Raw genomic sequence first — 25,832 nt, 5'->3', positions numbered from 1 at the left:
CAAGAAGGCATTGGAAAATCCCGTGTTGAATACATAAGGAGAACAAGAAGAAAAGGAGAATGAGAATGTTGACACGAACCTTTCCGGCACTGGAAACAGAAAGATTTCGCTTACGGCAGATGAAAGTAGGGGATGCTCCCCGTGTTTTTGATTATTTCTCAAAAGATGAAGTCACCCGATATTATGATCTGGAATCGTTTCAAGAGGAAAAACAGGCAATAGAGATCATCGAGAAGTGGAACGAGAGGTTTCATTTAAATGAAGGGATCCGTTGGGGGATTGCTCTGAAAGAATCCGACGGGATCATCGGAAGCTGCGGGTTTCATCAATGGGAGAAAGAACATTTTAAAGCCGAGGTGGGGTTTGAGGTTCATCCATCCTATTGGAGACAAGGGGTTATCACAGAGGTATTACAGCCGATCCTGAGATACGGCTTTGAAGAAATGAATCTTAATCGGATTGAAGCGTATTACGATCAGGAAAATGTGGCATCGAAGAGGAGCCTCGTAAAAGCCGGCTTTACGTTTGAAGGCGTATTGCGAAAAGCAGCATTTGAAAAAGGCGTTTTTTGTGATGCGGCTGTTTGCTCTTTATTAAAAGAAGAATATTGAACACAAATTTAAGACGCTGCTTATGCCTATACCACATAAACAGCGCCTTAACTTAAGTAAATCTTATTCAATTAACTTTACTATCCTTTCTTACTAATACACATACTTAACATTCATTTAACATTAAATTAATGGTCTTGCATGGTTTATTAGTTTATTTTCATTTGCCGCTGATTTTCCCACACGCCCACATGTTACGAAGATAGTTTTCACGGGCTATCTCCTTGCGTACCATGATGTTAGCATGCTTCGCTTACACTCTTCATTGGAATCATCTCCTGAAATAAGATTGCGCATTCCCGCATATCCACACATCTTGAAATCAGTTTTCACGGGCCGATCTCAAAAGCGAGATGTGATGCTGACATGCTTTGCTAACTCACTTCATTGGAATCACGCCTTCCTTTAAAGATTGTTTTGTGAATCATTTATTAATTATATATTAACAAATTATAAAATTAATGCAAATGTTCAGAATAATCAATATAGTGCGATTTTGGCTGGTTTTTGAATTGAAATGGGCGGTTATCTTACTTTATCTTAATTTTTCTTGTTTTTTTAAAAGATCTTTGGAGTAGTAGCTTCGGAAATCTGATTCCAAAAAGACGGAGACCGTTCCTTTCCGCTGCAGGTGCTCGCTTTCCGCGGGGCTGGCGGTGAGCCTCCTCGGGCTTTGCCCTGTGGGGTCTCACCTGTCCAGCACCTCCCGCAGGAGTCGAGCACCTTCCGCTTCAATCCACTCTGTGCTTTTTCATTGGCAAAGCATTTTCTTTTTGAAAAATAATAATTGAGAAAGTAACAGCTTTTAATCCAATCTCCTCCTAAGGTAATTCTCCTCCAGATCCATTTCCCTGTTCACCAGCAATTCCATTTGTTCTAGATGATGGGTTTCTACTACGGGGTCGAGTGCAGACCAGTGGATTTTGTTGACGAAGTAGTAGTTTCTGATTTTCCTTAGTATTACCAGGGAGTGGGGGAATTGGTCGAATTCTGCTTTTATGCTGTTGAAGCGGGTAAAGCCCCATTTTGTTAGTTTCATTGTTTATCACCTAATGTTCTATTACCTTTTCTTTCAATATATTAATCCTCCGGGAGCATATCCGATTTAAACAAACGTTTGATTAATTTTAAACAAACGTTTGTTTAATGTTTCAAAACATTTATTTTACTAGGGTTCGGGGGATTAAACAATCGTTTAACAGTATTTACATATCCAGTCGTGCATCTCTTTCGTCCTGAGATTGTCATTGCTATTCACAAAGGGCTCTTGTTATGATGAGAAGGTTATGAATCGCAAAGAAAAGCTAGGAGAATGAGCTTTGAATAAAGTATTATCCAACTATTCCATTTATCCATATGAAGCAGATAAGAAGGAGATCCCCGTGGCCCCGCTCCATAGGGGAGAAACCACGAAGCAGCTGATATCCTCCCATGACGAGGATGCTTTTTTCTTTCGGACGATGGAAGAAGCGGGCATTCATCTGAATGCGGCTCAGATTGAAGCGGTCCGTCATGTGAAAGGACCCTGCCTGACCCTTGCCGGTGCGGGCACGGGAAAGACGACGGTTCTCGTTTGCCGTGCAGGCTACTTGATGGCTGTGAAAGATATTCAGCCGAGAAATATTTTGCTGGTCACTTTCACCAAGAAAGCCTCAGAAGAAATGAAACAGCGGATCGCGAGACTTCCGGGAGCAGAGCATGGTGCACAGGTTCATGCCAGCACGTTTCATGCCCTGTTCCTTTATTTACTCAGATCCCGTCATTACACACAGGAAGTGATCGGGAACGAGCGCTATAAACAAATCATTTTGAAACAGATCCAGAGAGAAATGAATATTTATGATCCGTATGACGCCGAGACGCTCCTTGCCAAGCTTTCTCATTATAAGCTGAATCAAAAGGATATACGGGAGCTCCCTGAGAAGTCAAAGTCAGAAAAAGAAGTACGAAGCATCCTCTTAAAATATGAAGAGTGGAAGCGCATGAATCATAAGATGGATTTTGATGATATTTTGACAGAGGCGTATCAATTACTATTGGGAAATCCGAATCTGCTGACTTCCCTTCAGCACCGTTTCCAGTATGTGATGGTCGATGAATTCCAGGATACGAATCTGGTTCAATATGAGCTTATTAAACTGATAGCGGCTCATCGTAATTTGTTCGTGGTCGGGGATGATGATCAAACGATCTACACCTTTAACGGCGCACGGAACGAATTCATTTTGGATTTTGATGAGGAGTTTCCCGATGCCAAAGTCGTGACCTTAAAAGAAAACTACCGGTCAGACGCTTATATCATCGGACTCGGGAATGAAGTCATCGGGCGGAATGACCACCGGAGGAAGAAAGAGCTGATCGCTACAAAAGTGGAGGGACAGAAGCCTCTCTATTCAAGACCCGCCACAGCTGATGAAGAAGCCGTCTGGATCACAGAGGAGATTCAGAGATTACGAGATGAAGGCTATGGTTATGGAGATATGACGATTCTCCACCGTACGATGAGCAGTGGGCGTGCCGTCTTTGAGCAACTCCTATTAAAGGAGATCCCCTTCACACCATACAATCAGAAGGATTCCCTTTTCTATGATAACTGGACCGTGAAGCCCGTGGTGGATTACTTGAGATTATCGATCGTCCCAAGAAATTTCTCAGCCATGGAATCGCTGTTGCCCACACTTTTTATCCGAAGAGACCGGGGAATGGCTCACATCCTGGAAGAAGAACAGAAAGAGCGGAAGAAGTATCCCCTCATTCACTTAACGACTTTATCCGGGTTGAAGCCTTTTCAGGTGAAGAATGTGAAAGAACGGATGAAGTTCCTGAAGGAGATCGGTGACCAATCTCCGGAAAGTGCCATCAAACGTATCAGGAAGGAATTCTATCACCAGTACATCGACGCCCAGGAATCTCACGTGGTGACCGAACAGAAGGAGCTCATTAAAGAAATGCTGGACGAGCTTGAAGGCTCGGCCAAGCGCTTTGATACGATTTCAAGCTTCATTACCTTTATTGATGAGATGAAAGCGAAGTATGAGGAAATCTATTCGAATCAAAGAGGAAGCAAGGATACGGACAGTGTATCCCTTATGACGATTCACCGGTCAAAGGGCCTTGAGTTCCCCGTCGTGTTTTTAATCGGGGCCATCGAAGGGAATCTTCCCCACAGTTCAGCCCTTAATGCCAATAAGCTCGAGGATAAGGTCTACAAGGACCCGAACCAAAAAGAGAAGGCAACGGGTGCAGTGGAGGAAGAAAGGCGCCTTGCCTATGTAGCCATCACAAGGGCAAAAGAGAAATTGTTCATTTCTTCCCCGGCCTATTATCAAGGGGAACAGCGGAAGAGCTCGCGTTTTATTGCGGATCTATTCAAACAGACACCACACGCGGAGCCGAAACCATCTAAAAAGGTGAGAAGTGGAAAGGTGAGTAAGATTCTTGCCTGGGTGTGCACAAGCTCTGAGTGCATTGCCTGGCAGAGGCCGGAAACCCATGAAGATACCGGATCCAAGATTTGTCCCCTTTGTTCAAGCCCGATGAAACTGGGAGAAAAGGACATTATCGAATAAAAAAAGCCCCGGCGTCCTGGAAAGTGAAGGACGCCGGGGCTTTTTTGCGGTTTATAGACCGTTCTACAAAAAATCAACAAATGCTGCAAATACACATGTCAATCAATAAACCGATCCCTCACTGCGAAAAATGATCATCACGTGAATCAACCTTCTTCGAATCATTCGAATCCAAAGCCTGTCTTAAAAAATAAATAAGAATACCCATGATTATTCCAAGGATCACAATAAAACCGATGGTGATGGTGATTCCCATAAGCCCCACTCCTTTTTTCTGACTCTTTCCTGTACATGATTCTATACGTCTACTATCAGTCTATGAAAAAGGAGTGGAGATATATTCGACCCGAAGGACAAAAAGGTTCGCTATTTTACGTTCGGTCAATCAAAACGGCACGAACCGGAGATCCGTCCCCTTCTTTAAGGGGAAGGGGGAGGGCCACCAGCTCGTATATACCAGGGTTTACATGGGTAAGATCGATCCCTTCGAGAATCCCGATGTCATGTTCCCGCAGTGAGTGATGGGCGTGCAATTCCTTGCTGTCCAAAGGATCAACAGAGGGAAGATCCACCCCGATCAGATCAATGCCCTTTTCCTTTAAAAAAGGGGCAAGTTCTTTCGTGATAGGGGGAATATGCCCGGGGAATCGGTTTGGATCACTCCAGGCATTGGTTTTAAACAGAACTTTTTTGACATCGGTAAAGTCGATCTTCATTAATCGTTCAGGACTGATGTCAGGCGCACCCTCCAAGGAAACGACGATGGCCGGTCCCATAAAACGTTCCGGGGACATATCAAGGATCCGGTTCCCGTCACTGTCAAAGTGGAAGGGGGCATCTACATGGGTCCCGGTATGGGAACTCATGGTCAGCTGGCCGACATTGACGGATCCCGTTTCTTCCTTCGTCCAATTCAAGGAAAAGGAAAATGGCGTGTCTCCGGGCCAAACAGGAGTTTCATTATGCAGGGGTCTTGAAATATCGATCATTTTCATGATTGCCTCATCCTTTCTGTGTTAAGCGACCACATTCCGTGTATTTTCAAACTGCTTATATTCTTCTTTTTCCATAATGTTTTTCAAGATGTGAATCGTTTCCCATACATCTTCGTACGACGAATAAAGAGCCACGGGTGCCAGGCGGATCACATTCGGTGCCCGGAAATCAGGTGTCACCCTGTTTGCTTTCAAGGCTTTACAGATTCTTGCCGCTTCCTCATGCTTCAGACTGATATGTCCGCCCCGGCGTTCATCTTCAAGGGGGTTACAGATGGTAAATCCATAGCCGTTAAGCTCCTGCTGGAATAAGTCCATCATGAACCTTGTAAGAGAAAGGGATTTCTGTCTCAGATTCTCGATCCCGGCTTCTTCAAACAACTGAAGAGAGCCGAGGAGGGGGGCGCTGCTCAAAATATGGGGGGTCCCGATTTGGAATGCTCCGGCAGAATCAGCATGAGTGAGCGTATGATCCATATCGAACTGCGCATCCTTACGGGAACTGAACCAGCCGGAAAGACCAGGCTTCTTCCCCCTGTGCCGGTTGTGAACGAACAATCCCCCTACACCACCCGGTCCGCTGTTTAAGTATTTGTAATTGCACCACACCGCAAAGTCCACACCGTCTTCGTGCAGCTGATGGGGAAGGGCTCCGATCGAATGGGCGAGGTCGAATCCGATGACAATGCCCCGTTTGTGGGCTTCCTCCGTCAACCTTTTGATATCCAGCAACTGCCCGCTTCGGTAAAGGACGGACGGTAGGAGGATAAGGGCGATCTCATCGGTCATTTGATGAATAATGTCTTCCTCACGCAGGGTATACCCATCCCTGCTTTTCACCTGGACCAGATGCTCGTCAGGGGAATACCCCTTTAATTCAAGCTGACTTTGAACCGCGTAAATATCCGAAGGGAAAGTCAGTTCATCTGCCAGGATCCCCGTTCGTTTTCCTTGAGGTTGATAGAAGGTGGCCAGTAACTGATGAAGATTCGTCGTGATGGAACCCGTCACGATGACTTCTTCCTTTTCTGCACCCACTAAAGGAGCTGTCATTCCTCCGAGCTTCTCGGAATAATAGAACCACGGCTCCTGCCCGTCCATCCAGCCATCGATTCCATGTTCCTTCCAATCATTCAATGAGGTCAAAAGCGATTCCTCGGCTCGCTTCGATAGCAGGCCCAAGGAATTCCCATCCATATAATAATGATCTTCCTTTATGTAGAATTCCTTTCGGAAATGGGCAAGCGTATCCCGTTTATCCATCTCTTTGGCGTGTTTCAACGTTAATGCATGTGTCATCCCTATCCCACCTTTAACAGTCTTACCAAAATGATAATCGAAATGATTTGAATAGTAAAATAATTGTTTTGTAAGAGGGGTGGTTTTTATGCATTTTTAAATAAATTATTCAAAAATGTATAAAAAGTCAAAATAGTCTGGTATAAATGGATTAATATAATAAAATTCAGTGAGATTATTCATCATTGAATAATCCGGTGAAGATGAAAGGAGTGACCAGGGTGACTGAGACGAAAAAAAGTTGGAATGAAAACGAAGCAATCCTTCACTCATTGCAGGACGATATTTTGGTAACGAATACAGATGGAATCATCTTGAAAGTCAGTGAGGCGACTGGTGGTATTTATAATGTGAAATCAGAGGATATGGTAGGGAAATCCGTCTATGATCTTGAGAAAGAGGGAATCTTCACTCCGATTTTAACTCCATTGGTATTAAAGGAAAAAAAGAAAATTACGCTGGTTCAGACAAGTAAAGAAGGAAAAAAGCTCCTGGTTACAGGGATTCCGGTTTTTCATGAAAATGGAGAACTTGTGCGGGTCGTCAGCTATTCACATGACGTAACAGAATTATTGAATATGAAGAAATATTTAGAGGACATGGAAGATGAGATGGAAAGGGTGAAAAGTGAACTCGAAATCCTCAGGAGCCGTCATTATTATTCGGAAGGGATCATTGCCACAAGTGATGAGATGAAGAGGGTTCTCCAGATTGCCCTGCAGGTGGCAGAAGTGGATGTGAATGTCCTATTGTTAGGGGAATCAGGTGTCGGTAAGTCCCATATTGCGAAATTCATCCATAATAAAAGCCAAAGAAAAGGGGGACCTTTCATTGAGGTCAATTGCGGTGCCATACCGGAATCCTTGTTTGAAGCTGAGTTCTTCGGTTATGAACCCGGCTCGTTCACCGGGGCAGATCGCAAGGGGAAGGTAGGATTGGCTGAACTTGCAGAAGGCGGTACTCTGTTTCTCGATGAAATCGGGGAGCTGTCACAACCTAATCAAGTGAAAATCTTAAAATTCATCCAAGAGAAACAATTTTATCGGGTCGGCGGTACGAAGCAAAGGAAAGTGGACTTCCGGGTCCTGGCAGCGACGAACAGGGATTTGGAGATGGCAGTTGAGAACAGGGAATTCAGGCAGGATCTATTCTTTCGTCTGAATGTCGTTCCCATAACGATCCCGCCTTTAAGGGAGCGGACATCGGATATTATTACGATGATCGATTATTTTATAGGTTATTTTTGTGAAAAATATCAGCGCCGGAGGACATTGGATGAAGGGGTGATCCATCAGCTTCTCATTCAGGAGTGGAAAGGGAATGTCAGGGAGTTGATGAATCTGATCGAGAGACTGATTGTCACATCTTCCAGGCAGATCATTGAAATGGAGAACCTTCCAGGGCGATACATAAAGCATAGTGGGGATCTTTCCGGGTTGGACCGTGAAGGACAATCACTGAAGAACATCCTTGAAGCGGTGGAAGAGCAGGTGCTGAAGAAAGCGAGGCAGCAGTATAAAACGACGACTGTAATGGCACAAAACCTTGGGATCAGTCAGCCTTCAGTAGTCAGAAAAATGAAAAAGTACAACATTGGATAAAAAGTTGGCATGATATTTGCAAGTTCTTTAGTGAGTAGAAGGATAATTGAATCATTTCAAAGGGGTGTTTGACAATGGAGGTTGGAAAACAGAATGTCAGTCAGTTACAAACCCGGTCCGGGAGATCAGCCAGGGAAGCAATGAAGTTTATCATTCCTTCCTTGATAGGAGTATTGCTGTTTTTGGTCCCTGTGACATACGAAGGGAACATGACCATCGGGGTCGGGATCTTTGCTTCTTATTTTCAGGGGATGTTAGAAGGAGTATTGCCATTATTCATGACGATCATATTTGGGATATCCGCTCTCATGGCCATTTATACAAAACTTCTTCAACCTAAGTGGATCGTCACGCAACCATTTTTAAAAGGGCTTTTTGATGTAGGTGCGTTCTGGATCACGATCCGTGTCATAGGTTCAGTCTTTGCCATTATGACCGTCAACGGGATCGGTCCGGAGTGGATCATATCCGACTATACAGGGGGAACGGTGCTGTATTCGTTAGTCCCTGTTCTGACCACATGGTTCTTATTTGCAGGTTTATTGATGCCACTTTTATTAGATTTTGGACTTATGGATTTCTTCGGGACCCTGCTGCAGAAAATCATGAAGCCTTTATTCCAGCTGCCGGGACGGTCTTCCATTGATGCCCTGGCTTCCTGGATGGGGAGTGGGACAGTCGGTGTCCTCATTACAACGAAACAATTTGAAGAAGGCTATTACACAAAACGGGAAGCCGCGGTCATTGCCACAAACTTCTCCGTTGCATCGATTGCTTTCAGTCTCGTGATCGTCAGTTTCATAGGTTTGGAATCCATGTTTGTGCAATTATACGGAACGGTCGTCATTGCCGGGATCGCAGCAGCGGTGATTTGCCCGCGCATCCCGCCTCTTTCCCGCAAAAAAGATACGTATTATGAGCCGGTCGGAATGCAAATCTCTGAAACGGTACCTGAAAATGTTTCCCGTCTTCAATGGGGCTTCGAAAAAGCCGTGGAAAAAGCATCTGAAGTGAAAAGTGTCGGTGAAGTGACCAAAAAAGGACTGCAGAACGTATTTGATATCTGGTTCGGACTCATTCCACTCGTCATGGCCCTTGGAACGCTTGCTTTAGTCGTGGCAGAGTATACCCCAGTGTTTGATGTGCTGGCTTACCCGGTCGTACCTCTTCTTGAGCTATTGCAAATCCCGCAGGCTGCTGATGCTGCCCCTGCGATGATTGTCGGATTTGCCGATATGTTCCTGCCTGCAGTGGTGGGTAGCGGGATCGAAAGCGAGTTAACGAGATTTGTGATCGCAGCCATGTCTTTGACTCAATTAATCTACATGTCTGAAATCGGGATCCTATTAATCAAATCCAAAATTCCCATCAGCTTCCTGGATCTCTTTATCATCTTCATCCAACGAACCATCATCACGCTACCAATCGTCGCATTACTGGCGCACTTTTTCTTTATGTAGGACACCTTTCGCAGATGTTGTTACGTCGAAATCAGAATATGCCTAAGCTCTGTCAACTTGTAAGTGCAGGATGGTGATGGGAACTGCTCCGCTTTCCGCGGACGTACGGCCGAGCCTCCTCAGCTTTTCGCTTCCGGGGTCTCGGCACGCCCGTTTTCCGCAGGAGTCTACGCAGTTCCCACCACCATCTAAACAAGGTGAGTGTGACAGAGCTCAGTAGTGATGAAAATCAATGGAAAGAACAGGATTTCGATTACAGAAACTTTTGACTGTCGTATGCTAATAACAATTCCATACGTGGAAAGTCGGTTTTGAAATTAGTCATTTAAGAAACGTAAGCTTATAAAGTTGATTGAAGCGGAAGGTGCTCGACTCCTGCGGGAATTGCGGGAAAGTTGAGACCCCGCAGGGCAAAGCCCGAGGAGGCTCAACTCACGCCCCGCGGAAAGCGAGCACCTGCAGCGGAAATCAACCAGCACTTTCCTTTTAACAACAAAGTTATGACAACTGCTTTAAGTAAAACCTCGACAATCTAGCATTATACTATAAGAATAAATGGGGGTACTGAAATGGAACGAACGTTTGAACAGCTTATTGAGGGGATGCCGGATCGTCTGGCACCGAGCATGGCAAAGGATCATCCGAATTTACCGGTAGTGAAAGAGGAAGGGTGCTACTACTACGGACTGGACGGAAGGAAGTATCTTGACTTCACCTCTGGCATCGCCGTGACGAATGTGGGTCATCGTCACCCGAAAATCGTACAGGCGATCAAAGATGCAGCAGACGGTCTGATGCACGGTCCTTCAGGCGTCATCATGTATGAATCGATCCTTCGCCTGGCTGATGAACTGGCAGAGATCCTACCCGGGGACCTGGATAGTTTCTTCTTTGCCAACAGCGGGACTGAAGCGATCGAGGGGGCGATCAAGCTTGCTAAATATGTAACGAAGCGTCCTTATGTCATTTCCTTTACGGGATGTTTTCATGGGCGCTCATTGGGGGCACTCAGTGTAACGACTTCAAAAAGTAAGTATCGAAAGTTCATGCAGCCTTCAGGATTAACGTATCAGATTCCGTACGCGAATGAACGGGAGTGTCCAGAGGGAGAGGATTCAGCCCGGTATGTTGTCAGCAAGCTTGAAAAGGATTTTGAAACACTTTTTGATCATCAGGTAACCCCGGAAGAAGTGGCGTGTGTCATTTTAGAACCGGTATTGGGGGAAGGGGGATATATCGTCCCTCCGAAAGCCTGGCTTAAAAAGGTAAGGGAGATTTGCAACAGGCATGATATTTTACTGATTTTCGATGAGGTCCAAACGGGATTCGGACGTACCGGTAATTGGTTTGCCGCGCAAACCTTCGATGTGACGCCGGATATCATGGCGATCGCGAAAGGAATTGCTTCGGGTCTTCCTTTGAGCGCGACGGTGGCGTCCAATAAGCTGATGAAACAGTGGCCGCTTGGAAGCCATGGGACGACATTCGGCGGGAACCCGATCGCATGCTCTGTCGCTCTTGCCACCCTTGAGGTCATGAAGGAGGAAAGACTCCTTGATAATACGAAGACGATGGGTGCATACGCCGTTTCGAGGCTCGAGAAGTTGAAAGAAAAACATCCTGTGATCGGAAGCATCAGGGCGGTTGGCTTGATGATCGGGATTGAAATCGTCCATCCAAAGACGGGTAAACCGAATCAGGAAGGCTTGATGGACATCCTTGACGGGGCGCTTGAAAAAGGGGTTTTATTTTATCTATGCGGAAATCACTCCGAAGTGATCCGCATGATTCCACCCCTTACCGTTACAAAAGAGCAGATCGACGCCGGTCTTCACATGCTGGATGAAGCGGTGACAGAGTACGAAGCATCACTGATGAGTCACCTGGATTAAAATAAAAAAGGTTGATCAGTTCAGAACTGATCAACCTTTTTTTATAGTCTTTTAACCGAAATGGCCTTCCTCATCTTCCTGAGGGCATCTTGTCCTTCTGTTTCCCTCATCATCATTAAGTTCACATAGAGAGCATCAATCAATGTTAACTGAGCAATGCGGGATGACAAAGCTTCTGAACGGTAGTCGGTTTCCTCTGAAACGGTGAAGAGAGGTGTGTCGACCCTCTGGCTTAACGGCGACTTGGCGAAATTGGTGATGCATATGGTCTTGGCCCCGGTTTCTTTCACAATGTCGAGAAGCTGAAGAATATCCTTTGTCGAACCTGAGTGGGATATGAAAACGGCGCAATCGTCACTCGTCATCTGGGAAGCGGTCATAAGCTGAATATGGCTGTCACTTGCCGCATGCACACGCAGACCGGTCCGGATGAATTTATGATACGCATCAAGGGCGATGACACCGGACCCACCGCTTCCGAAGAACTCGATGGAACGGGCGGTGCTCATCATGTCCACGGCTCTCATTAACTTTTTCTCATCCACCACCATCAAAGTATCTTCGATGGTTTTGATGTTGGACCTGAATACCTTTGTGGCGATCGTTTGTGCCGTGTCGCCTTCATCGATGCGTTCGTGGATGTCCTTAAGTCCAGTCACGATTTCTGAGGCAAGAGCGATTTTCATCGCCTGATAGCCTTTAAAGCCGACTCGTTTACAAAAACGAAAAACGGTGGAGTCGGCCACTCCTAAATCTTCTGCCAGACCATTGATCGTGGAATGGATGATTTCGTTCGGATTTTCTAATATATAATCGGCAATTTTTTTCTCCGTCACACTGAATTGGGGATAGTGTGAACGGATGCTTGCTAAACAATGTTGATGTTGACTCATTGACACCACTCCTGTAAGGGTTTTCATAGTTTCATTATACAAGGATTCGAAGAAAAATAAAAATAATTTCTGTAAACGGTTGCAAAAAGAAAAATATTTTTTATAATAGAGATAGACAGAAAATAATTTTCCTAATCATTTGTTCGTTCGAAAAGGCTGTTCTCTTATTGAATTAAGAGAGTAATAGTTACATAAAGTGTTTTGCAAACGCTTTACGAATCCGTCGGGAACAAAGAAGCAGGATCATATGGAATAAAATATTGGCAGCAGGGCTGCCGTGAGGGAAGAAAGGTAGGGATACACAATGTCAGATCAAATGCTCATTTTAGTGGCACTGGCCGGAATTTTTCTTTTATTATTTTTAGTTATTAAAACAAAGCTTCACGCTTTTGTTGCCCTATTATTAGTAAGTTTAATCGTAGGGATCGCTGCCGGCATGCCGCTGCAGGAAGTAGTGGCATCGATACAGAGCGGTATGGGCGGGACCCTCGGGTTTGTCGCCGTTGTCGTTGGTTTAGGTGCGATGTTCGGACGCATGCTTGAAGTATCAGGGGGAGCGGAACGACTGGCTCAGACACTGATTAACAAATTTGGGGAAGATAAGGCACAATGGTCCCTTGGGATCACAGGTTTCCTGGTTGCCATTCCCGTATTCTTTGATGTTGGATTCATCATTCTTGTACCGATTGTATACGGTTTAGCTAGAAAAACAGGCAAGTCACTCCTGTACTATGGAATTCCATTGCTTGCAGGTCTTGCCGTAACACACAGCTTCATCCCTCCGACTCCGGGACCGATCGCGGTTGCTGACTTGATCGGGGCGGATCTTGGATGGGTCATCCTGTTTGGTGCGATTGCCGGTGTTCCATCCATGATCATCGCTGGTCCACTTTTTGCAAAATGGATTTCAAAACGAATTCATGCAGTGGTTCCTGACTATATGCAGGCAGAAGAAATGGAGTATGATAAAGAGCTTCCAAGTTTCGCTTTGATTGCTTCTCTTATCTCGATCCCATTAGTATTGATTCTATTGAATACGCTTTCGGGTGTTATCCTGGATGAAGGAAACATGATTCGTTCCATCCTGACTTTCTTGGGACATCCGTTCGTAGCTTTAACGATTGCAACATTGTTGACGTTCGTTCTATTAGGAACGAAGCGCGGATATTCCCGCCAGGAAGTTCAGGACATTGCAACGAAAGCACTTGAACCTGCAGGGATCATCATCCTTGTAACAGGTGCCGGTGGAGTTTTCAAGCAAGTATTGATAGACTCCGGGGTTGGGGAAGTATTAGGAAATATGATGGCTGGTTCAAGCCTGCCACCGATCGCCCTTGCCTTCTTGATCGCCATGGTCGTTCGTGTCGCTCAAGGATCAGCGACTGTTTCCATGGTAACAGCGGCAGGATTGATGAGCCCGCTGATCGAAACTCTTGGTATGCAGGGTCCCGTTCTTGGTTTGATGGTTATTGCCATCGCTTCAGGGGCGACAGTCTTCTCTCATGTAAACGATAGTGGTTTCTGGTTAGTGAACCGTTACTTTGGATTAGATGTAAAAGATACGTTAAAATCTTGGACCGTGATGGAGACACTCATCGGTTTTGTAGGATTTGCCGTTGTGTTCATTTTAGGGATATTCATTAGCTAAATTAGGATAGAATAATAGCAGAAGAGGGAAGAGCCATGTCGCTTCTTCCTTTTCTCTATTTATTTAGGAGGAACGAAGATGTCAGAATTCATGATTGGTGTCGATATCGGGACCACGAGTACAAAAGCCGTACTATTCAATAAAGAAGGAAAAGCGATCGAGCGTCACGGGATCGAATATCCATTACATACACCAACGCCCGGGACGGCTGAACAGGATCCTGAAGAAATTTTCCAGGCTGTCATTAAGTGCATCAAGGAAGTCGCTTCAAGTACGGAAGAAACGATTTCGTTTGTGTCGTTCAGTTCTGCCATGCACAGTTTGATCCTTGTGGATGAAAATGATCAGCCGTTGACCCCTTCCATTACATGGGCGGATAACCGAAGTGCTGCATGGGCGGAGAAAATCAAGAAAGAAATGAACGGGATGGAGATTTATAGAAGGACCGGTACACCGATCCACCCGATGTCACCCCTTGTGAAGCTTGCCTGGCTGAAGGACGAAAAGCCGGAATTGTTCGGAAAAGCAACAAAGTTCATCTCAATTAAAGAATTTGTTTTCCAACGTTTGTTTGGGAAATACGTCGTGGACTATTCCATTGCATCGGCTACAGGGATGTTCCATTTGGAAAACCTGACTTGGGATGAGGGAGCCATGAAAGTGGCTGGCGTCTCAAAGGATCAGTTGTCGACTCCGGTATCCACTACGGAAAGTCTCGTTGGGTTAAAGTTTGAATATACTGAAATGCTCGGCTTACCTGCAGATACACCATTTGTTGTAGGGGCAAGTGACGGCGTTCTATCGAATCTTGGCGTGAATGCCATCGAGCCCGGAGTGGTCGCTGTGACGATCGGCACGAGTGGTGCGATCCGTGCTGTGACGGACCGGCCGGTGACCGATCCGAAAGGACGGATCTTCTGCTATGCCCTAACGGAAAAGCACTGGGTGATCGGCGGACCCGTGAACAATGGTGGAATGATCTTCAGATGGGTCCGGGACGAACTCGCTTCCGGAGAGGTGGAAGTGGCGAAACGATTAGGGAAGGATCCCTATGAAGTACTCACGGATATTGCTGCCAAAATAGAGCCGGGATCAGAAGGACTCCTGTTCCATCCTTATATGGCCGGTGAACGGGCTCCGCTTTGGAATGCAAAAGCCCGCGGTTCTTTCTTCGGCCTCGGGATGCATCACAAAAAAGAGCATATGATCCGTGCCGTCCTGGAAGGAATCGTCATGAACCTGTACAGTGTATTACTTGCCCTGGAGGAATTGATCGGTACGCCGAAACGGGTGCAGGCAACGGGTGGATTTGCCCGCTCTGAGCTGTGGCGCCAGATGCTTGCCGACGTGTTCGATCAAGAAGTGGAAGTGCCGGAAAGCTTCGAGAGCTCTTGCCTTGGTGCAGTGGTGCTTGGAATGTACGGCAGCGGAATGATCGACTCACTTGAAGAAGTGAAGGAAATGGTCGGCTCCGTCCATTCCCATCAGCCCGACCCGAAAGCAACGGAAGCTTATACTAAACTCATGCCAATCTTCATTCGTGTACCACGATTGCTGGAAGAAGAATACGAAGCCATCAGTGCTTACCAGGAAAGAAGCTGACTCATCTGAGTCGGCTTTTTTTCGAGATGGGATGGAAGGGAATCACTTAGCCAAAAGATGTCCTTTTCATGTATAATAGAAACGAATATACCTTTTATGATCAGAAACTATCCATAGATAAATGAAAGAGAGTGAAACGATATGGGACGTAAGTGGAATAATATTAAAGAAAAGAAAGCGTCTAAGGATGCCAATACGAGTCGTATATATGCAAAATTCGGCCGTGAGATTTATGTGGCGGCGAAGCAGGGTGAGCCGGATCCTGAGCTTAACCAAACGTTGAAATTCGTTCTTGAACGTGCGAAAACATATAGCGTACCGAAACACATCGTGGATCGCGCCATCGAAAAGGCAAAGGGCGGTTCAGAAGAAAATTATGATGAACTGCGCTATGAAGGCTTCGGACCGAATGGATCCATGGTCATCGTGGATGCCTTGACGAACAATGTAAACCGTACAGCATCCGAAGTGCGTGCCGCTTTCGGTAAGAATGGCGGGAATATGGGTGTGAGTGGATCTGTAGCATACATGTTCGATGCGACAGCCGTCATCGGCATCGAAGGAAAATCTGAAGAAGATGTAATGGAAATCCTGATGGAAGCGGACGTGGACGCACGTGATATGATCGAAGAAGACGATTCTGTGATCGTCTATGCCGAGCCGGATCAATTCCATGCTGTTCAAGAAGCATTTAAGGGTGCCGGTATCACCGAGTTTACAGTGGCAGAACTAACGATGCTTGCTCAGAATGATGTGGAACTTTCTGAAGACGATCAAGCTCAATTCGAGAAAATGATTGATGCGATTGAAGACCTGGAAGATGTGCAGCAGGTATATCATAACGTTGATCTAGGTGAATAATAGAGTAGAAGTGACCCCTGATGCTGGATGCGTCGGGGGTTTTGATTATCATTAATTATGTCAATTTATCACTTTATTTGTCGAAATGACTGAAAATTCAGCATAATACTTCATTATCATAAGGTGCTTTGGTATGCTAGGGGAGAATCTGAATAAATACGTGAAAGAGGGAGAGGAAACTATGGGACTAGATCAACTTGAATTGCAGCAAGCAGAACAGAGCGTGAAGGATGCAACCAAACCTTATTTGACGGCACTCATCGGCTGGAGCCTGCCGGCGATCGAGGCGTGTACCAAGCTGAACAGACCCTTCGTCGTCGTTGGACCGCCTGATTTCGAAGCATATGCGGAGAAGCATGATATCGCTTTTATCGGATGGGACTTCGACCGCTTGAATGAAGGTTCAGATCATCTTTATAAGCAGCTGAAGTCACTCGGTGCTGAGGTGGACATCCCACTATATGAAGAATGTGTGGAGTGGGCGGGGGCTTTGAATTCCCGTTTCCGCAGCGAGCCGCGCGTTTTCAATCGCTCTCTCCTTTTAAGGGATAAAGGGATGATGAAGCGTAAAGCCCAAATTGCGGGAATCAAAGTAGGCGTATTTGAAGAAGCAAGGGATAAGGAGGATGTAAGACGCTTTCTGAAACGAGTAAATGAAGCCCTTTTGAAAGTGGAAGGAGACAAGAACGATCCCATCCATGTTAAACCCCTTGATAAAGCAGGGTCTGTCGGTCATCGTGCCATTGAGAATCCAGAGGATATCGATGCTCTCACCGAGTCTGAATTCCCTCTGTTGATGGAAAGTCATTTAGACGGGCAGGAGTTTTCATGCGAAGCGTTCATTCATAAAGGGAAAATCCAATTTTTAAATATAACGGAGTATGTGCGATTGGGATATTCCAATTTCGTACCGGCATCTCCCACACTTGAAGAAAAACGTCCGATCATCCGTGAGGCGATTCAACAGCTCATTGATGCATTTGAAATCGAATATGGCGTGATCCATCCTGAATATTTCATCACCTCCGATGGGACCCTTCATTTCGGTGAAGTCGCTGCCAGGGTGCCTGGCGGGCATATCTTTGATTTGATTGAACGGGCTTACGGTTTTAATGCGTACCAGGCTCAGATTCTTTGCGGAGATCCGAACACAACGGAAGAAGAGTTGAGAGAATTCTTCCCTTCGACAGGTGAGAAAGCAAAGGCTCATGCCGGGTGTTTAATGGTTCACCCACATGTCAATTATGTAGAAAAGCTCGAGGTACCTGACGAGCTTGAGAATCATCCTTATTTCGAAAAACATGATATGTTCAGTCCGGCACAGGGAAAAGTGGCTCAGCGAATCGGCTTTGGGAACCATTACGGAACCATCTTCTTCTATGGGGAAGACAGCGAAGTGATGAGGGACCTCTTAAAGGAATACGAACAATTTAATTTCTATATATAGGCTGGTCTTTTGCCTGAACAACCTATCCGATATTCTGCTCGATAAAGGAGTTTTGAAATGGCTTTTGAATTAACTTCTAAGCTGGAAGAACGATTTTTGCTGGCGCTGAATGAATTGGAAAGTGCAGCTTCATTTGCGAAATCAATGTATCAAACAGACGTCTATCAGGAAGCTCAACGATTACTGGACACTGACGAAGGGCTCGGGATTTTATACCAAAGCGCAAGCCGCTTTGAAAAAGCAGGGGTATTCCAGGATGGACCATGGGAAAAAGCATCCAAGCTTCAACCGCCTCTTGTGGCGGGATCCCTGCAGGCGAAGGGTCTGCCTTCGATTATTGAAATCCTGAGTGAGCTCAGGATGCTTTCCATTGCAGAAGCTCAATATGAGCATACTGATGTCACGGCAGAGATGGCGCAGGATTTCCTGAACGAAGTAATGGTGCTGAACCTGAACCTGCTTTTCCCTGAAGCGACGGAAGCGGCGCGGATTGAAGGTGGGGAGCAGAGTGAAAGGGCTACAGAGTTGTTTCATTTTCTTTCAGATAAGTTGTCTTACCAAGCCCTTACCACTACGCTGATCAAAGAAATCGAACGGTTGACGGCTCAGCGCCCCATCATGGTGAAGCGTACCGTTTCCATGATCGAGACAGCCAAGAAAATGCTTCACTCCGATCTTAGTGCCGCGGAACGTCTGGTGCTGGAGAAATACGTATCGGCGATTGAAGGCCCGACCCCGTTGAGTAAAAGTATTGTGAAACCGGCGGAATACCGCAAAAAGTTGTTGGAACTATCCCAAGAAGAACTGGAGAAGGAGGCGGTGCATTTTGCCGGGTCCATGCGTGAGACGGGATTAGTGGCTCCCCAGCACGCCATTCTTCTGAGATATTTATGCAGAAAGTTTCCGGGTGTTGTACCGACCGCTCTTCAGTTAAATGATAAAGGTAAAGCAAACTTGGATGAAAACACCGAGCTTGTATTTCAACTTGTGAAAGTTGCGATCTATCCGGCCACGAAGCAGTCTGTATACGGCCTTGCTCTCATGCTTGAACGAGGGGTTCTTTCCTATCCCCCTGTCTCCCCGGGACTCAAAAGGCTGATCGAACTCGATATCAGGGCCGAAGTAAGAAAGACGCTTCTGAATTCATGTAAAACGGGAGATGGCATTACAGCAAACTCCGTACTTCTGGCCGGTGTCATCAATGTCCTCGGGCAGCCCATCGGTATCGGACAAGGTCTGAACCCAACCTGTCAAACAGCGCGGGGAATCAGCCTGTGGGCGCAGCATGCTCCCGGGTATCTGCTTGAACTGATCCCGAGGGCGGCAAGGGACGGAGACATCGATATCATGTTTGAAGGTACACCCGTTCATTCCAAGGACTTGAGCGGAGGACTGGCGCCAGAGCTTCATCAGGAGCTTGATCCCGTTTCACTCGTTCTTGTCCCGCATCTTGATCGTATCTATAGTGAAATGATGAGAAGGGTTTCCCTCAGAGGGGAAGATGGACATCGTTGGGTGAATCCGGAGTTTTATGGTGACTGGGTCCAAAAGGGGTTTAGCACGGTGATCGATCCGTTGACCGGGCTCATATCTGATTATCATGGTTTTGTCAGGCTGTTTTACGCTACCCATCATCCGGAATACAATGATGATTACGGTTTGATTTATCCGAATCCAGTAGGCATTTTCATTACCAATGTCCACGGGAAGCTCCTTGGATTCCACGCCGTATCCATTCTCCGGATCACACAGGATCCCAAGGGTGAGTACCGGATCTATTTCTATAATCCGAACAACGACGGTTCACAGAATTGGGGCCAGGGGATTGAACCTTCCGTCATGGAAAACGGGGAACTGGAAGGAGAATGTTCCCTTCCGTTCCACGAATTTGTCTCCCGGCTCTATGCCTTCCACTACAATCCGTATGAGCAGGGTGATGCATTTGCAGTGGAGAATGACATTGTCGACGAAATCAAGATCCTTGCAGGGGAAAGTTGGGGGAAGGATTATACATGGGTTTAACATGATGAATGGCGCCTGAGCAACAGTGGTTGCTCGACGCTTTTTTGATTGGAATGATTCCCCTGCCACTAGCCATACTAAATAGTGGAGGTGGTACAAATGAGTAACGACAAGAAATCAGAAGATCTATTTATGGACACTCCGTTGAATCCTGAATTCATTATGAATGACCGGCTGCGCAATCCGAGCCAGGTGTACGTTCCGGGAGAATCGTTGGAAGAACATCATGCCGTTGAAGAAGGGAACGGGGTCATCGCAGAGAAAGTGATCGGTCAATCGAATGAGAATGGATAGGAGGGGTCAGCTTTGAATATGAAAGAATATCCCGTAGCAGATTTGTCGGAAGATGCCTTGAATAAAGTGAAGAGTATGGAAAGTGAACTTCGTCAGCAATCTGCGGAGGACATCGTTTTGATTGCTTATAAAAATATGGATAGAAGCCGGGAAGGGGCAAGATAAGATGGATAAAGGAAATAAAGATATGCCGGACTTCAATGAATTGAATGACCGTGTCATAGCCGAGGAACCAAAAGGTCCATTTTTCGCCATCAAAACAAATATGGATACTAGAGGGGTCAAGGATAACCCCTATGCCTCAGAGAAAGCAAGTCCTGAACAAGAAGAAAAATTTCAGCAGTTTTTTGAAGATGAAGAGCTGTAGGGGTAACCGAAAGGCGTTAATCACCAAACGTTGATTAACGCCTTTGCAGTTAGAACCGGCCCCTGGTTATAGGGAAAAGACTAGTAGTGGTTACATAAGGATTTTATACGAAAATGCATTATACTAAAGAAAGAGCATCATAAAGAAAGGAGGGAATCATGTGTCTAGAGTAGCCTTAATCGCAGGGGCGACGGGCCTGGTCGGTTCTCATCTGAGTGAAATACTCCTTAAGAGCCCGGAGTATATCAAGGTGATTTCCTTTGTAAGAAGAGAAAGTGGGATGAAGCATGAGAAGCTGGATGAACGGATCATTTCATTTGATGGGATGAAGCTTTTACCCCATGAAGAAATTGATGATGTGTTTTGCTGCCTCGGAACCACGATTAAGAAAGCCGGGACGAAACATGCTTTTAAGAAAGTGGACTACGAGTATCCGATTCAACTCGGGAAGCTCGGGAAAGAACATGGAGCAAGACAGTATCTCGTCATCTCCTCGATCGGTGCAAAGCCGGAATCACCGTTCTTTTATAGTCAGGTCAAATGGAATTTGGAGAAGGAATTGAAGGAGCTTCATTATCCTTCCCTCCATATATTCAGGCCATCCCTTTTATTGGGGGAGAGGCAGGAGTTCCGATTGGGTGAAAAAGCGGGAGAAATCTTCTCGAGAGCGGTCCGCCCTGTCATGGTAGGCAGGTTGAAACGATACAGAAGCATTCCAGGCAAACAGGTTGCCTATGGCATGTACCGGGCGGCGATAGGTACGTACAGTGAAGAAGTCACCATACATGAATCGGAACAGATTCAAGAGTTTTAGGAAGTAGGGGAAACAATGAAGGACCCGCGACAGAAGCGGGTCTTTCATTATGATTGTATTTGATAGAAATGTCTCAAGGCATTCACAAGATGTTTCAATGAAGGGTCTTCATCTAAATTCACAAGCATTCCTTTGATGACGACGGGACGGGTTTCGTCTTTTTGTAGTTCTTCTTTAATGACTTCCAGGGAAATCCGGATATTTTCTTCCTCTGCCACCTCAAGCGCATCCTGGATCATATGAATGAGTGTCGACTCATTGATTCTGGTGGAAGTGGTGAAATCCTTGACCAGATCATCCAGCTTTTCAAAGGAAAGAACCGGCTTATCTCCACTCCTTAGCAAACCTTCCACTAAATCATCCGTCCGTTTCAATATGAAATGGGATAAATAAGAAAAGTCCAGATTGATTTTATCCAGCATCACTAACTCTAAATAAGAATGGAAAAAGCCTTGAATCATCATCGTGATATCCCAGAAATAGGGCTCGATCTTTTTACCGTAAATCCCGAATAGTCTTCTTTTATAATAGCGGTGTGTGTTCATTTTCATTTCATTGAGGAGATCATGAATTTCATCGTTGAACGGCATGGCGTTCTCTCTTATCTGCATGATGATGAACTCTTTATGCTTGCAGATTTCAATGAGCTGACATTCTAATTGCTTTTGGAATTTCTCATAAGGAGGAAGATCCTCGTTTTCGATTTCGTTCACTTTGTCGGTGATCATTTTAAAATAGTAGTTCATGATGGCGAGCAGCAGAGCTTCCTTTGATTTGAAATACAAATAAAAGGCACCTTTCGATATATCACATTCATTCACGATTTCCTGAACGGAGGTGGCGTTGAATCCTTTCGTGGCGAACAGTTTAATGGATGTCTCTATGATTAATTTTTCTTTTTCCTTCATACGTTCCTCTCCTTGATAAACTCCTTCTCTATATTATGACCGATTGGTCACAAAAAATAAACCTTTTCTTTATGAGTTCATTGACTTATGACTGTTCGGTCAGTTATATTAGAATATGTTATGACTAGTCGGTCAGATAAAGAGAGAAGGGATGAATACGACGTGAACAGTATTATCAATTTCGTACTTAAGAATAAGTTTGCTGTGTGGCTGATGACGATTATCGTCATTATTGCAGGCTTATATTCAGGATTTAATATGAAACTCGAAACCCTGCCTAACATCAATACCCCGATTGTCAGTGTGACCACTGTGTATCCCGGGGCTACGCCTGAAGATGTAGCAGACAAGGTATCACAACCAATTGAGAAACGGTTGCAGAATTTAAATGGGGTCAATGTCGTCAGTTCGACTTCCTACCAGAATGCTTCAGCCGTTCAGATAGAATACAAGTTTTCTAAAGATATGGATGAAGCCAAGACCGAGGTCGAAGAGGCTCTTTCGGATCTCTCTTTTCCAGACGGGGTGAACGAGCCGGAAGTATCACGACTGAGCTTTAACGCCTTCCCGGTCATCGCTCTCAGTGTAGCGAATGAAGACCAATCTTTAGCCCAGCTGACTTCAACGGTGGAAGATACGATCATTCCCCAGCTTGAGGGAGTGGACGGGGTAGCTTCTGTCCAGGCATCAGGCCAGCAAGTGCAAGAAGCTCAGCTGATTTTTGATCAAGACAAGCTTGCACAAAATGGATTGACGGAAGAAACGGTTCAGAACATCATTAAAGGCTCGGATGTGACAACTCCGTTAGGATTGTATACGTTTAAAGATAGTCAGAAATCCGTTGTGGTAGATGGGAATATTACAACGATTGAAGATTTAAAAGAAATGAAGATTCCAGTGACGCCAAGTGGAGCTGGAGCACAGGGACAGGAGCCTCAAGGACAAGCCAAGACACCAGAAGCGCCTCCGGCCGGACAAGCGCCCGCCGGTATGAAGATCCCGACGATTCAATTATCGGACATTGCGGATATCAAACTGATCGGGAAAGCAGAATCGATTTCAAGAACGAATGGAAAAGAATCCATCGGGCTTCAAGTGGTTAAAACAGTGGACGCCAATACGGTGGACGTTGTTAATGCGGTAAAAGAAGAAGTCAAAACGTTCGAAAAAGACATCGATGGAGTAGAAATCATTTCTACTTTCGACCAGGGGGAGCCGATTGAGGAATCAGTCAGTACGATGCTGAACAAGGCATTATTCGGTGCCGTGTTCGCGGTCATCATTATTCTCCTGTTCTTACGGGATATCAAATCGACGCTGATTTCCGTCGTATCGATTCCGTTATCGCTATTAATCGCGATTTTACTTTTAAAACAAATGGATATCACGTTGAATATCATGACCCTTGGAGCGATGACCGTGGCCATCGGGAGGGTAATCGATGATTCGATTGTCGTCGTGGAAAACATCTATAGAAGGATGTCACTGAAAGGTGAACTGCTGAAAGGGAAAGACCTGATCCGGGAAGCAACGAAAGAAATGTTCGTCCCGATCGCGTCCTCCACGATCGTCACGATTGCCGTGTTCCTTCCATTAGGATTGGTTCAAGGCATGATCGGTGAGCTATTCCTACCGTTCGCCTTAACGATCGTATTCGCTTTATTAGCGTCACTTCTTGTTGCGGTCACAATCGTACCGATGCTTGCCCACTCCATGTTTAAAAAGGGTGTAGGGAAGAAACATGTAGAAAAGAAGAGCCGTTTAGCGATTTGGTATAAAGGTGTATTGAATTGGACGTTGAACCATAAGATCATCACGTCGATCCTTGCCATCGCCATGTTGGTCGGAAGCTTGTTCCTTGTTCCGCTTATTGGGGTAAGTTTCCTTCCATCCGATGAAGAGAAGATGGTCATGGCGACCTATAAACCAGATCCCGGTCAAACCGAAGAAGATGTGGAGAAAATCGCACAGGATGCAGAGGAATACTTCCAGGGACGTAAAGACGCTGATACGATTCAATACTCTGTCGGCGGGGAAAATCCGATGAGTCCGGGAAGTTCAAACAATGCGATCTTCTACGTTCAGTATAATGACGATACAGAAAATTTCTCTGAAGAAAAAGAAAAGGTCATCAAAGACCTGCAGAAATCAACTGACAAAGGCGAATGGGCATCACAGGACTTCTCCGCAAGTGCCGGCAGCAATGAAATTGTCGTCTACGTGTACGGGGAAACCCTGAAAGACATCGAACCTGTTGTCAACGATATTCAAGACATGATGAAAGACAAGAAAGATTTCAAAAAAGTCGGATCAAGCATTTCCGAATCCTATGACGAATACTCCTTCGTCGCGGATCAGGATAAACTGAGCGAGCTTGGCCTGACGGCAGGTCAAATCGCCATGGAACTTGGTCAGACACGTCAGCGTCCGGTCCTCACGACCATTGAAAAAGATGGGGAAGAAGTGAATGTCTATCTGGATGTTGAAAAAGAAAAGTATGAAAGCATCAACGACTTAACGGATAAAACCATCCAGTCACCACTGGGCATGGAAGTTCCGATTAAAGACGTCGTTGAGGTTCAGGAAGGTAAAACGTCCGATACCGTTTCACGACGGGACGGAAAAGTGTTTGCTCAAGTGAGTGGAGAACTGAACACCGATGATGTGTCGAAAGCATCTCAGGATATCCAGAAAGAAATCAAGGATATGGATATTCCGTCCGGCATTGACGTGAACATGGGCGGGGTAACAGAAGACATCAAAGAATCCTTCACACAACTCGGATTAGCGATGCTTGCAGCGATTGCGATTGTCTACCTGATCCTTGTCGTCACATTCGGTGGCGGTCTTGCACCATTTGCCATCCTGTTCTCACTGCCATTCACGATTATCGGAGCGTTGGTAGCGCTATTGATTGCAGGAGAAACGATCAGTATTTCTTCTATGATCGGGGCACTGATGCTGATCGGTATCGTTGTGACCAATGCCATCGTTCTTGTCGACCGTGTGATTCATAAGGAAAACGAAGGCCTGTCCACACGGGAAGCATTGCTCGAAGCCGGTTCAACCCGACTCCGCCCGATCCTCATGACAGCCATTGCCACAATCGGAGCTCTGTTCCCACTGGCACTCGGTCTTGAAGGAAGCGGACTGATTTCGAAAGGCCTCGGTGTCACCGTTATCGGAGGATTGACCAGCTCGACCCTCTTAACGCTCGTCATCGTACCGATCGTGTATGAAATCCTGATGAAAATCAAAGGGAAGATCGGTAGGCGTAAGCGTAAAGCAGTGAAAGAATAGTTTGAGAGAAAAGCAGTCCTCCAGGGGGCTGTTTTTTTAATTTGTGAGCGCTTGTGGGCGAGAGGATGATGGTTGGTGGTTCCAAAATATGTAAAACGGCTGGATAATCTGTTAATTCTGCTGAATTCCGTCCAGTTTCGGCCGGATTTCTGCTCATATCGGCTGGAATTTCACCCGAAACGGCGGGATTACAACCCATATCGGCTGGTTTCCGTTCACCCCACCCTCATTAACTCTGCGGCAAGAGGA

Annotated in this window: 21 protein-coding genes; 15 read left to right on the top strand and 6 right to left on the bottom strand. The window is 45.8% G+C overall.

What is annotated here, in order from left to right; all coding sequences use genetic code 11:
- Positions 1-65: 65 nt before the first annotated feature.
- Entirely contained in the window at positions 66-611 is a 546-nt protein-coding gene (locus tag ACSQ2E_RS20450) for a GNAT family N-acetyltransferase (protein ID WP_435993664.1), read from the top strand.
- Between the two features lie 805 nt (positions 612-1,416).
- Here ACSQ2E_RS20450 and ACSQ2E_RS20445 read toward each other — a convergent pair.
- Positions 1,417-1,650: a hypothetical protein gene (locus ACSQ2E_RS20445; RefSeq protein ID WP_435993662.1), complete on the bottom strand. Its 234-nt coding sequence runs from the start codon at positions 1,648-1,650 to the stop codon at positions 1,417-1,419.
- Between the two features lie 280 nt (positions 1,651-1,930).
- Here ACSQ2E_RS20445 and ACSQ2E_RS20440 point away from each other — a divergent pair, with 280 nt between their 5' ends.
- A complete protein-coding gene (locus ACSQ2E_RS20440; protein WP_435993660.1) occupies positions 1,931-4,180 on the top strand; it encodes a UvrD-helicase domain-containing protein in 2,250 nt (749 codons plus the stop codon).
- Between the two features lie 118 nt (positions 4,181-4,298).
- Here ACSQ2E_RS20440 and ACSQ2E_RS20435 read toward each other — a convergent pair whose 3' ends face one another.
- From ACSQ2E_RS20435 to kynU, 3 genes are all read right to left on the bottom strand, one after another.
- Positions 4,299-4,436: a hypothetical protein gene (locus tag ACSQ2E_RS20435; RefSeq protein WP_179884835.1), complete on the bottom strand. Its 138-nt coding sequence runs from the start codon at positions 4,434-4,436 to the stop codon at positions 4,299-4,301.
- Between the two features lie 115 nt (positions 4,437-4,551).
- The gene (kynB, locus tag ACSQ2E_RS20430; protein ID WP_435993658.1) at positions 4,552-5,175 is read right to left on the bottom strand and encodes an arylformamidase; all 624 of its coding nucleotides are present in this window, start codon (positions 5,173-5,175) and stop codon (positions 4,552-4,554) included.
- A gap of 21 nt (positions 5,176-5,196) precedes the next feature.
- Complete coding sequence (gene kynU, locus ACSQ2E_RS20425; RefSeq protein ID WP_435993656.1) at positions 5,197-6,474, bottom strand: kynureninase; 1,278 nt, start codon at positions 6,472-6,474, stop codon at positions 5,197-5,199.
- Positions 6,475-6,695: 221 nt separating this feature from the next.
- On the opposite strand from kynU, the gene ACSQ2E_RS20420 reads away from it, so the two are divergent.
- The 3 genes from ACSQ2E_RS20420 (at position 6,696) to ACSQ2E_RS20410 (ending at position 11,427) form a co-directional block, all read left to right on the top strand.
- Positions 6,696-8,075, top strand: coding sequence for a sigma-54 interaction domain-containing protein (locus ACSQ2E_RS20420; protein ID WP_435993654.1), 1,380 nt, complete (start codon positions 6,696-6,698; stop codon positions 8,073-8,075).
- A gap of 74 nt (positions 8,076-8,149) precedes the next feature.
- Positions 8,150-9,535 carry a YjiH family protein gene (locus ACSQ2E_RS20415; RefSeq protein ID WP_435993652.1) on the top strand — a complete coding sequence of 462 codons (1,386 nt, stop codon included), beginning with the start codon at positions 8,150-8,152 and terminating at the stop codon, positions 9,533-9,535.
- A gap of 569 nt (positions 9,536-10,104) precedes the next feature.
- A complete protein-coding gene (locus tag ACSQ2E_RS20410; RefSeq protein WP_435993650.1) occupies positions 10,105-11,427 on the top strand; it encodes an aspartate aminotransferase family protein in 1,323 nt (440 codons plus the stop codon).
- Positions 11,428-11,468: 41 nt separating this feature from the next.
- On the opposite strand, the gene ACSQ2E_RS20405 is transcribed toward ACSQ2E_RS20410, so the two are convergent.
- Positions 11,469-12,320 (bottom strand): MurR/RpiR family transcriptional regulator, encoded by an 852-nt coding sequence (locus tag ACSQ2E_RS20405; protein ID WP_435993648.1) that lies wholly within the window; start codon positions 12,318-12,320, stop codon positions 11,469-11,471.
- Between the two features lie 304 nt (positions 12,321-12,624).
- Between ACSQ2E_RS20405 and ACSQ2E_RS20400 the strand changes: the two genes are divergently transcribed.
- The 9 genes from ACSQ2E_RS20400 to ACSQ2E_RS20360 all read left to right on the top strand — a co-directional run bounded on the left by ACSQ2E_RS20400 (position 12,625) and on the right by ACSQ2E_RS20360 (position 21,375).
- The gene (locus ACSQ2E_RS20400; RefSeq protein WP_435993639.1) at positions 12,625-13,968 is read left to right on the top strand and encodes a GntP family permease; all 1,344 of its coding nucleotides are present in this window, start codon (positions 12,625-12,627) and stop codon (positions 13,966-13,968) included.
- 90 nt (positions 13,969-14,058) lie between these two features.
- On the top strand, positions 14,059-15,570 hold the full coding sequence (gene gntK / locus ACSQ2E_RS20395; RefSeq protein WP_435994665.1) for a gluconokinase: 1,512 nt from the start codon (positions 14,059-14,061) through the stop codon (positions 15,568-15,570).
- Positions 15,571-15,711: 141 nt separating this feature from the next.
- Positions 15,712-16,431, top strand: coding sequence for a YebC/PmpR family DNA-binding transcriptional regulator (locus ACSQ2E_RS20390; RefSeq protein WP_435993638.1), 720 nt, complete (start codon positions 15,712-15,714; stop codon positions 16,429-16,431).
- 181 nt (positions 16,432-16,612) lie between these two features.
- Positions 16,613-17,878, top strand: a complete 1,266-nt coding sequence (locus ACSQ2E_RS20385; protein ID WP_435993636.1) for an ATP-grasp domain-containing protein — start codon at positions 16,613-16,615, stop codon at positions 17,876-17,878.
- A 57-nt stretch (positions 17,879-17,935) separates the two neighbouring features.
- The gene (locus tag ACSQ2E_RS20380) at positions 17,936-19,900 is read left to right on the top strand and encodes a hypothetical protein (protein WP_435993634.1); all 1,965 of its coding nucleotides are present in this window, start codon (positions 17,936-17,938) and stop codon (positions 19,898-19,900) included.
- 99 nt (positions 19,901-19,999) lie between these two features.
- Positions 20,000-20,194, top strand: a complete 195-nt coding sequence (locus ACSQ2E_RS20375) for a hypothetical protein (RefSeq protein WP_435993632.1) — start codon at positions 20,000-20,002, stop codon at positions 20,192-20,194.
- A gap of 12 nt (positions 20,195-20,206) precedes the next feature.
- Entirely contained in the window at positions 20,207-20,359 is a 153-nt protein-coding gene (locus ACSQ2E_RS20370) for a hypothetical protein (RefSeq protein WP_435993630.1), read from the top strand.
- A 1-nt stretch (position 20,360) separates the two neighbouring features.
- Positions 20,361-20,561, top strand: coding sequence for a hypothetical protein (locus tag ACSQ2E_RS20365; protein WP_435993628.1), 201 nt, complete (start codon positions 20,361-20,363; stop codon positions 20,559-20,561).
- A 160-nt stretch (positions 20,562-20,721) separates the two neighbouring features.
- Positions 20,722-21,375: an NAD-dependent epimerase/dehydratase family protein gene (locus ACSQ2E_RS20360; RefSeq protein WP_435993626.1), complete on the top strand. Its 654-nt coding sequence runs from the start codon at positions 20,722-20,724 to the stop codon at positions 21,373-21,375.
- 47 nt (positions 21,376-21,422) lie between these two features.
- Here the strand turns inward: ACSQ2E_RS20360 and ACSQ2E_RS20355 are convergent, their stop codons facing one another.
- Entirely contained in the window at positions 21,423-22,283 is an 861-nt protein-coding gene (locus ACSQ2E_RS20355; protein WP_435993624.1) for a TetR/AcrR family transcriptional regulator, read from the bottom strand.
- Between the two features lie 162 nt (positions 22,284-22,445).
- Between ACSQ2E_RS20355 and ACSQ2E_RS20350 the strand changes: the two genes are divergently transcribed.
- Entirely contained in the window at positions 22,446-25,583 is a 3,138-nt protein-coding gene (locus tag ACSQ2E_RS20350) for an efflux RND transporter permease subunit (RefSeq protein ID WP_435993622.1), read from the top strand.
- The last annotated feature ends 249 nt before the right edge of the window (positions 25,584-25,832 follow it).

The sequence above is a fragment of the Rossellomorea sp. LjRoot5 genome (assembly GCF_964253455.1).
In the GTDB taxonomy this organism is placed as follows: Bacteria; Bacillota; Bacilli; order Bacillales; family Bacillaceae_B; genus Rossellomorea.
The sequence above is the reverse complement of the archived record's forward strand: the minus strand, read 5'-3'. Positions and strand labels throughout refer to the sequence as shown.

Excerpts from the sequence above, each read along its gene's own strand:
- ACSQ2E_RS20450 (WP_435993664.1), top strand. The coding sequence starts at position 66 with ATGTTGACACGAACCTTTCCGGCACTGGAAACAGAAAGATTTCGCTTA.
- ACSQ2E_RS20445 (WP_435993662.1), bottom strand. The coding sequence starts at position 1,650 with ATGAAACTAACAAAATGGGGCTTTACCCGCTTCAACAGCATAAAAGCA.
- ACSQ2E_RS20435 (WP_179884835.1), bottom strand. The coding sequence starts at position 4,436 with ATGGGAATCACCATCACCATCGGTTTTATTGTGATCCTTGGAATAATC.
- kynB (WP_435993658.1), bottom strand. The coding sequence starts at position 5,175 with ATGAAAATGATCGATATTTCAAGACCCCTGCATAATGAAACTCCTGTT.
- kynU (WP_435993656.1), bottom strand. The coding sequence starts at position 6,474 with ATGACACATGCATTAACGTTGAAACACGCCAAAGAGATGGATAAACGG.
- ACSQ2E_RS20415 (WP_435993652.1), top strand. The coding sequence starts at position 8,150 with ATGGAGGTTGGAAAACAGAATGTCAGTCAGTTACAAACCCGGTCCGGG.
- ACSQ2E_RS20410 (WP_435993650.1), top strand. The coding sequence starts at position 10,105 with ATGGAACGAACGTTTGAACAGCTTATTGAGGGGATGCCGGATCGTCTG.
- ACSQ2E_RS20405 (WP_435993648.1), bottom strand. The coding sequence starts at position 12,320 with ATGAGTCAACATCAACATTGTTTAGCAAGCATCCGTTCACACTATCCC.
- ACSQ2E_RS20400 (WP_435993639.1), top strand. The coding sequence starts at position 12,625 with ATGTCAGATCAAATGCTCATTTTAGTGGCACTGGCCGGAATTTTTCTT.
- gntK (WP_435994665.1), top strand. The coding sequence starts at position 14,059 with ATGATTGGTGTCGATATCGGGACCACGAGTACAAAAGCCGTACTATTC.
- ACSQ2E_RS20390 (WP_435993638.1), top strand. The coding sequence starts at position 15,712 with ATGGGACGTAAGTGGAATAATATTAAAGAAAAGAAAGCGTCTAAGGAT.
- ACSQ2E_RS20385 (WP_435993636.1), top strand. The coding sequence starts at position 16,613 with ATGGGACTAGATCAACTTGAATTGCAGCAAGCAGAACAGAGCGTGAAG.
- ACSQ2E_RS20380 (WP_435993634.1), top strand. The coding sequence starts at position 17,936 with ATGGCTTTTGAATTAACTTCTAAGCTGGAAGAACGATTTTTGCTGGCG.
- ACSQ2E_RS20375 (WP_435993632.1), top strand. The coding sequence starts at position 20,000 with ATGAGTAACGACAAGAAATCAGAAGATCTATTTATGGACACTCCGTTG.
- ACSQ2E_RS20365 (WP_435993628.1), top strand. The coding sequence starts at position 20,361 with ATGGATAAAGGAAATAAAGATATGCCGGACTTCAATGAATTGAATGAC.
- ACSQ2E_RS20355 (WP_435993624.1), bottom strand. The coding sequence starts at position 22,283 with ATGAAGGAAAAAGAAAAATTAATCATAGAGACATCCATTAAACTGTTC.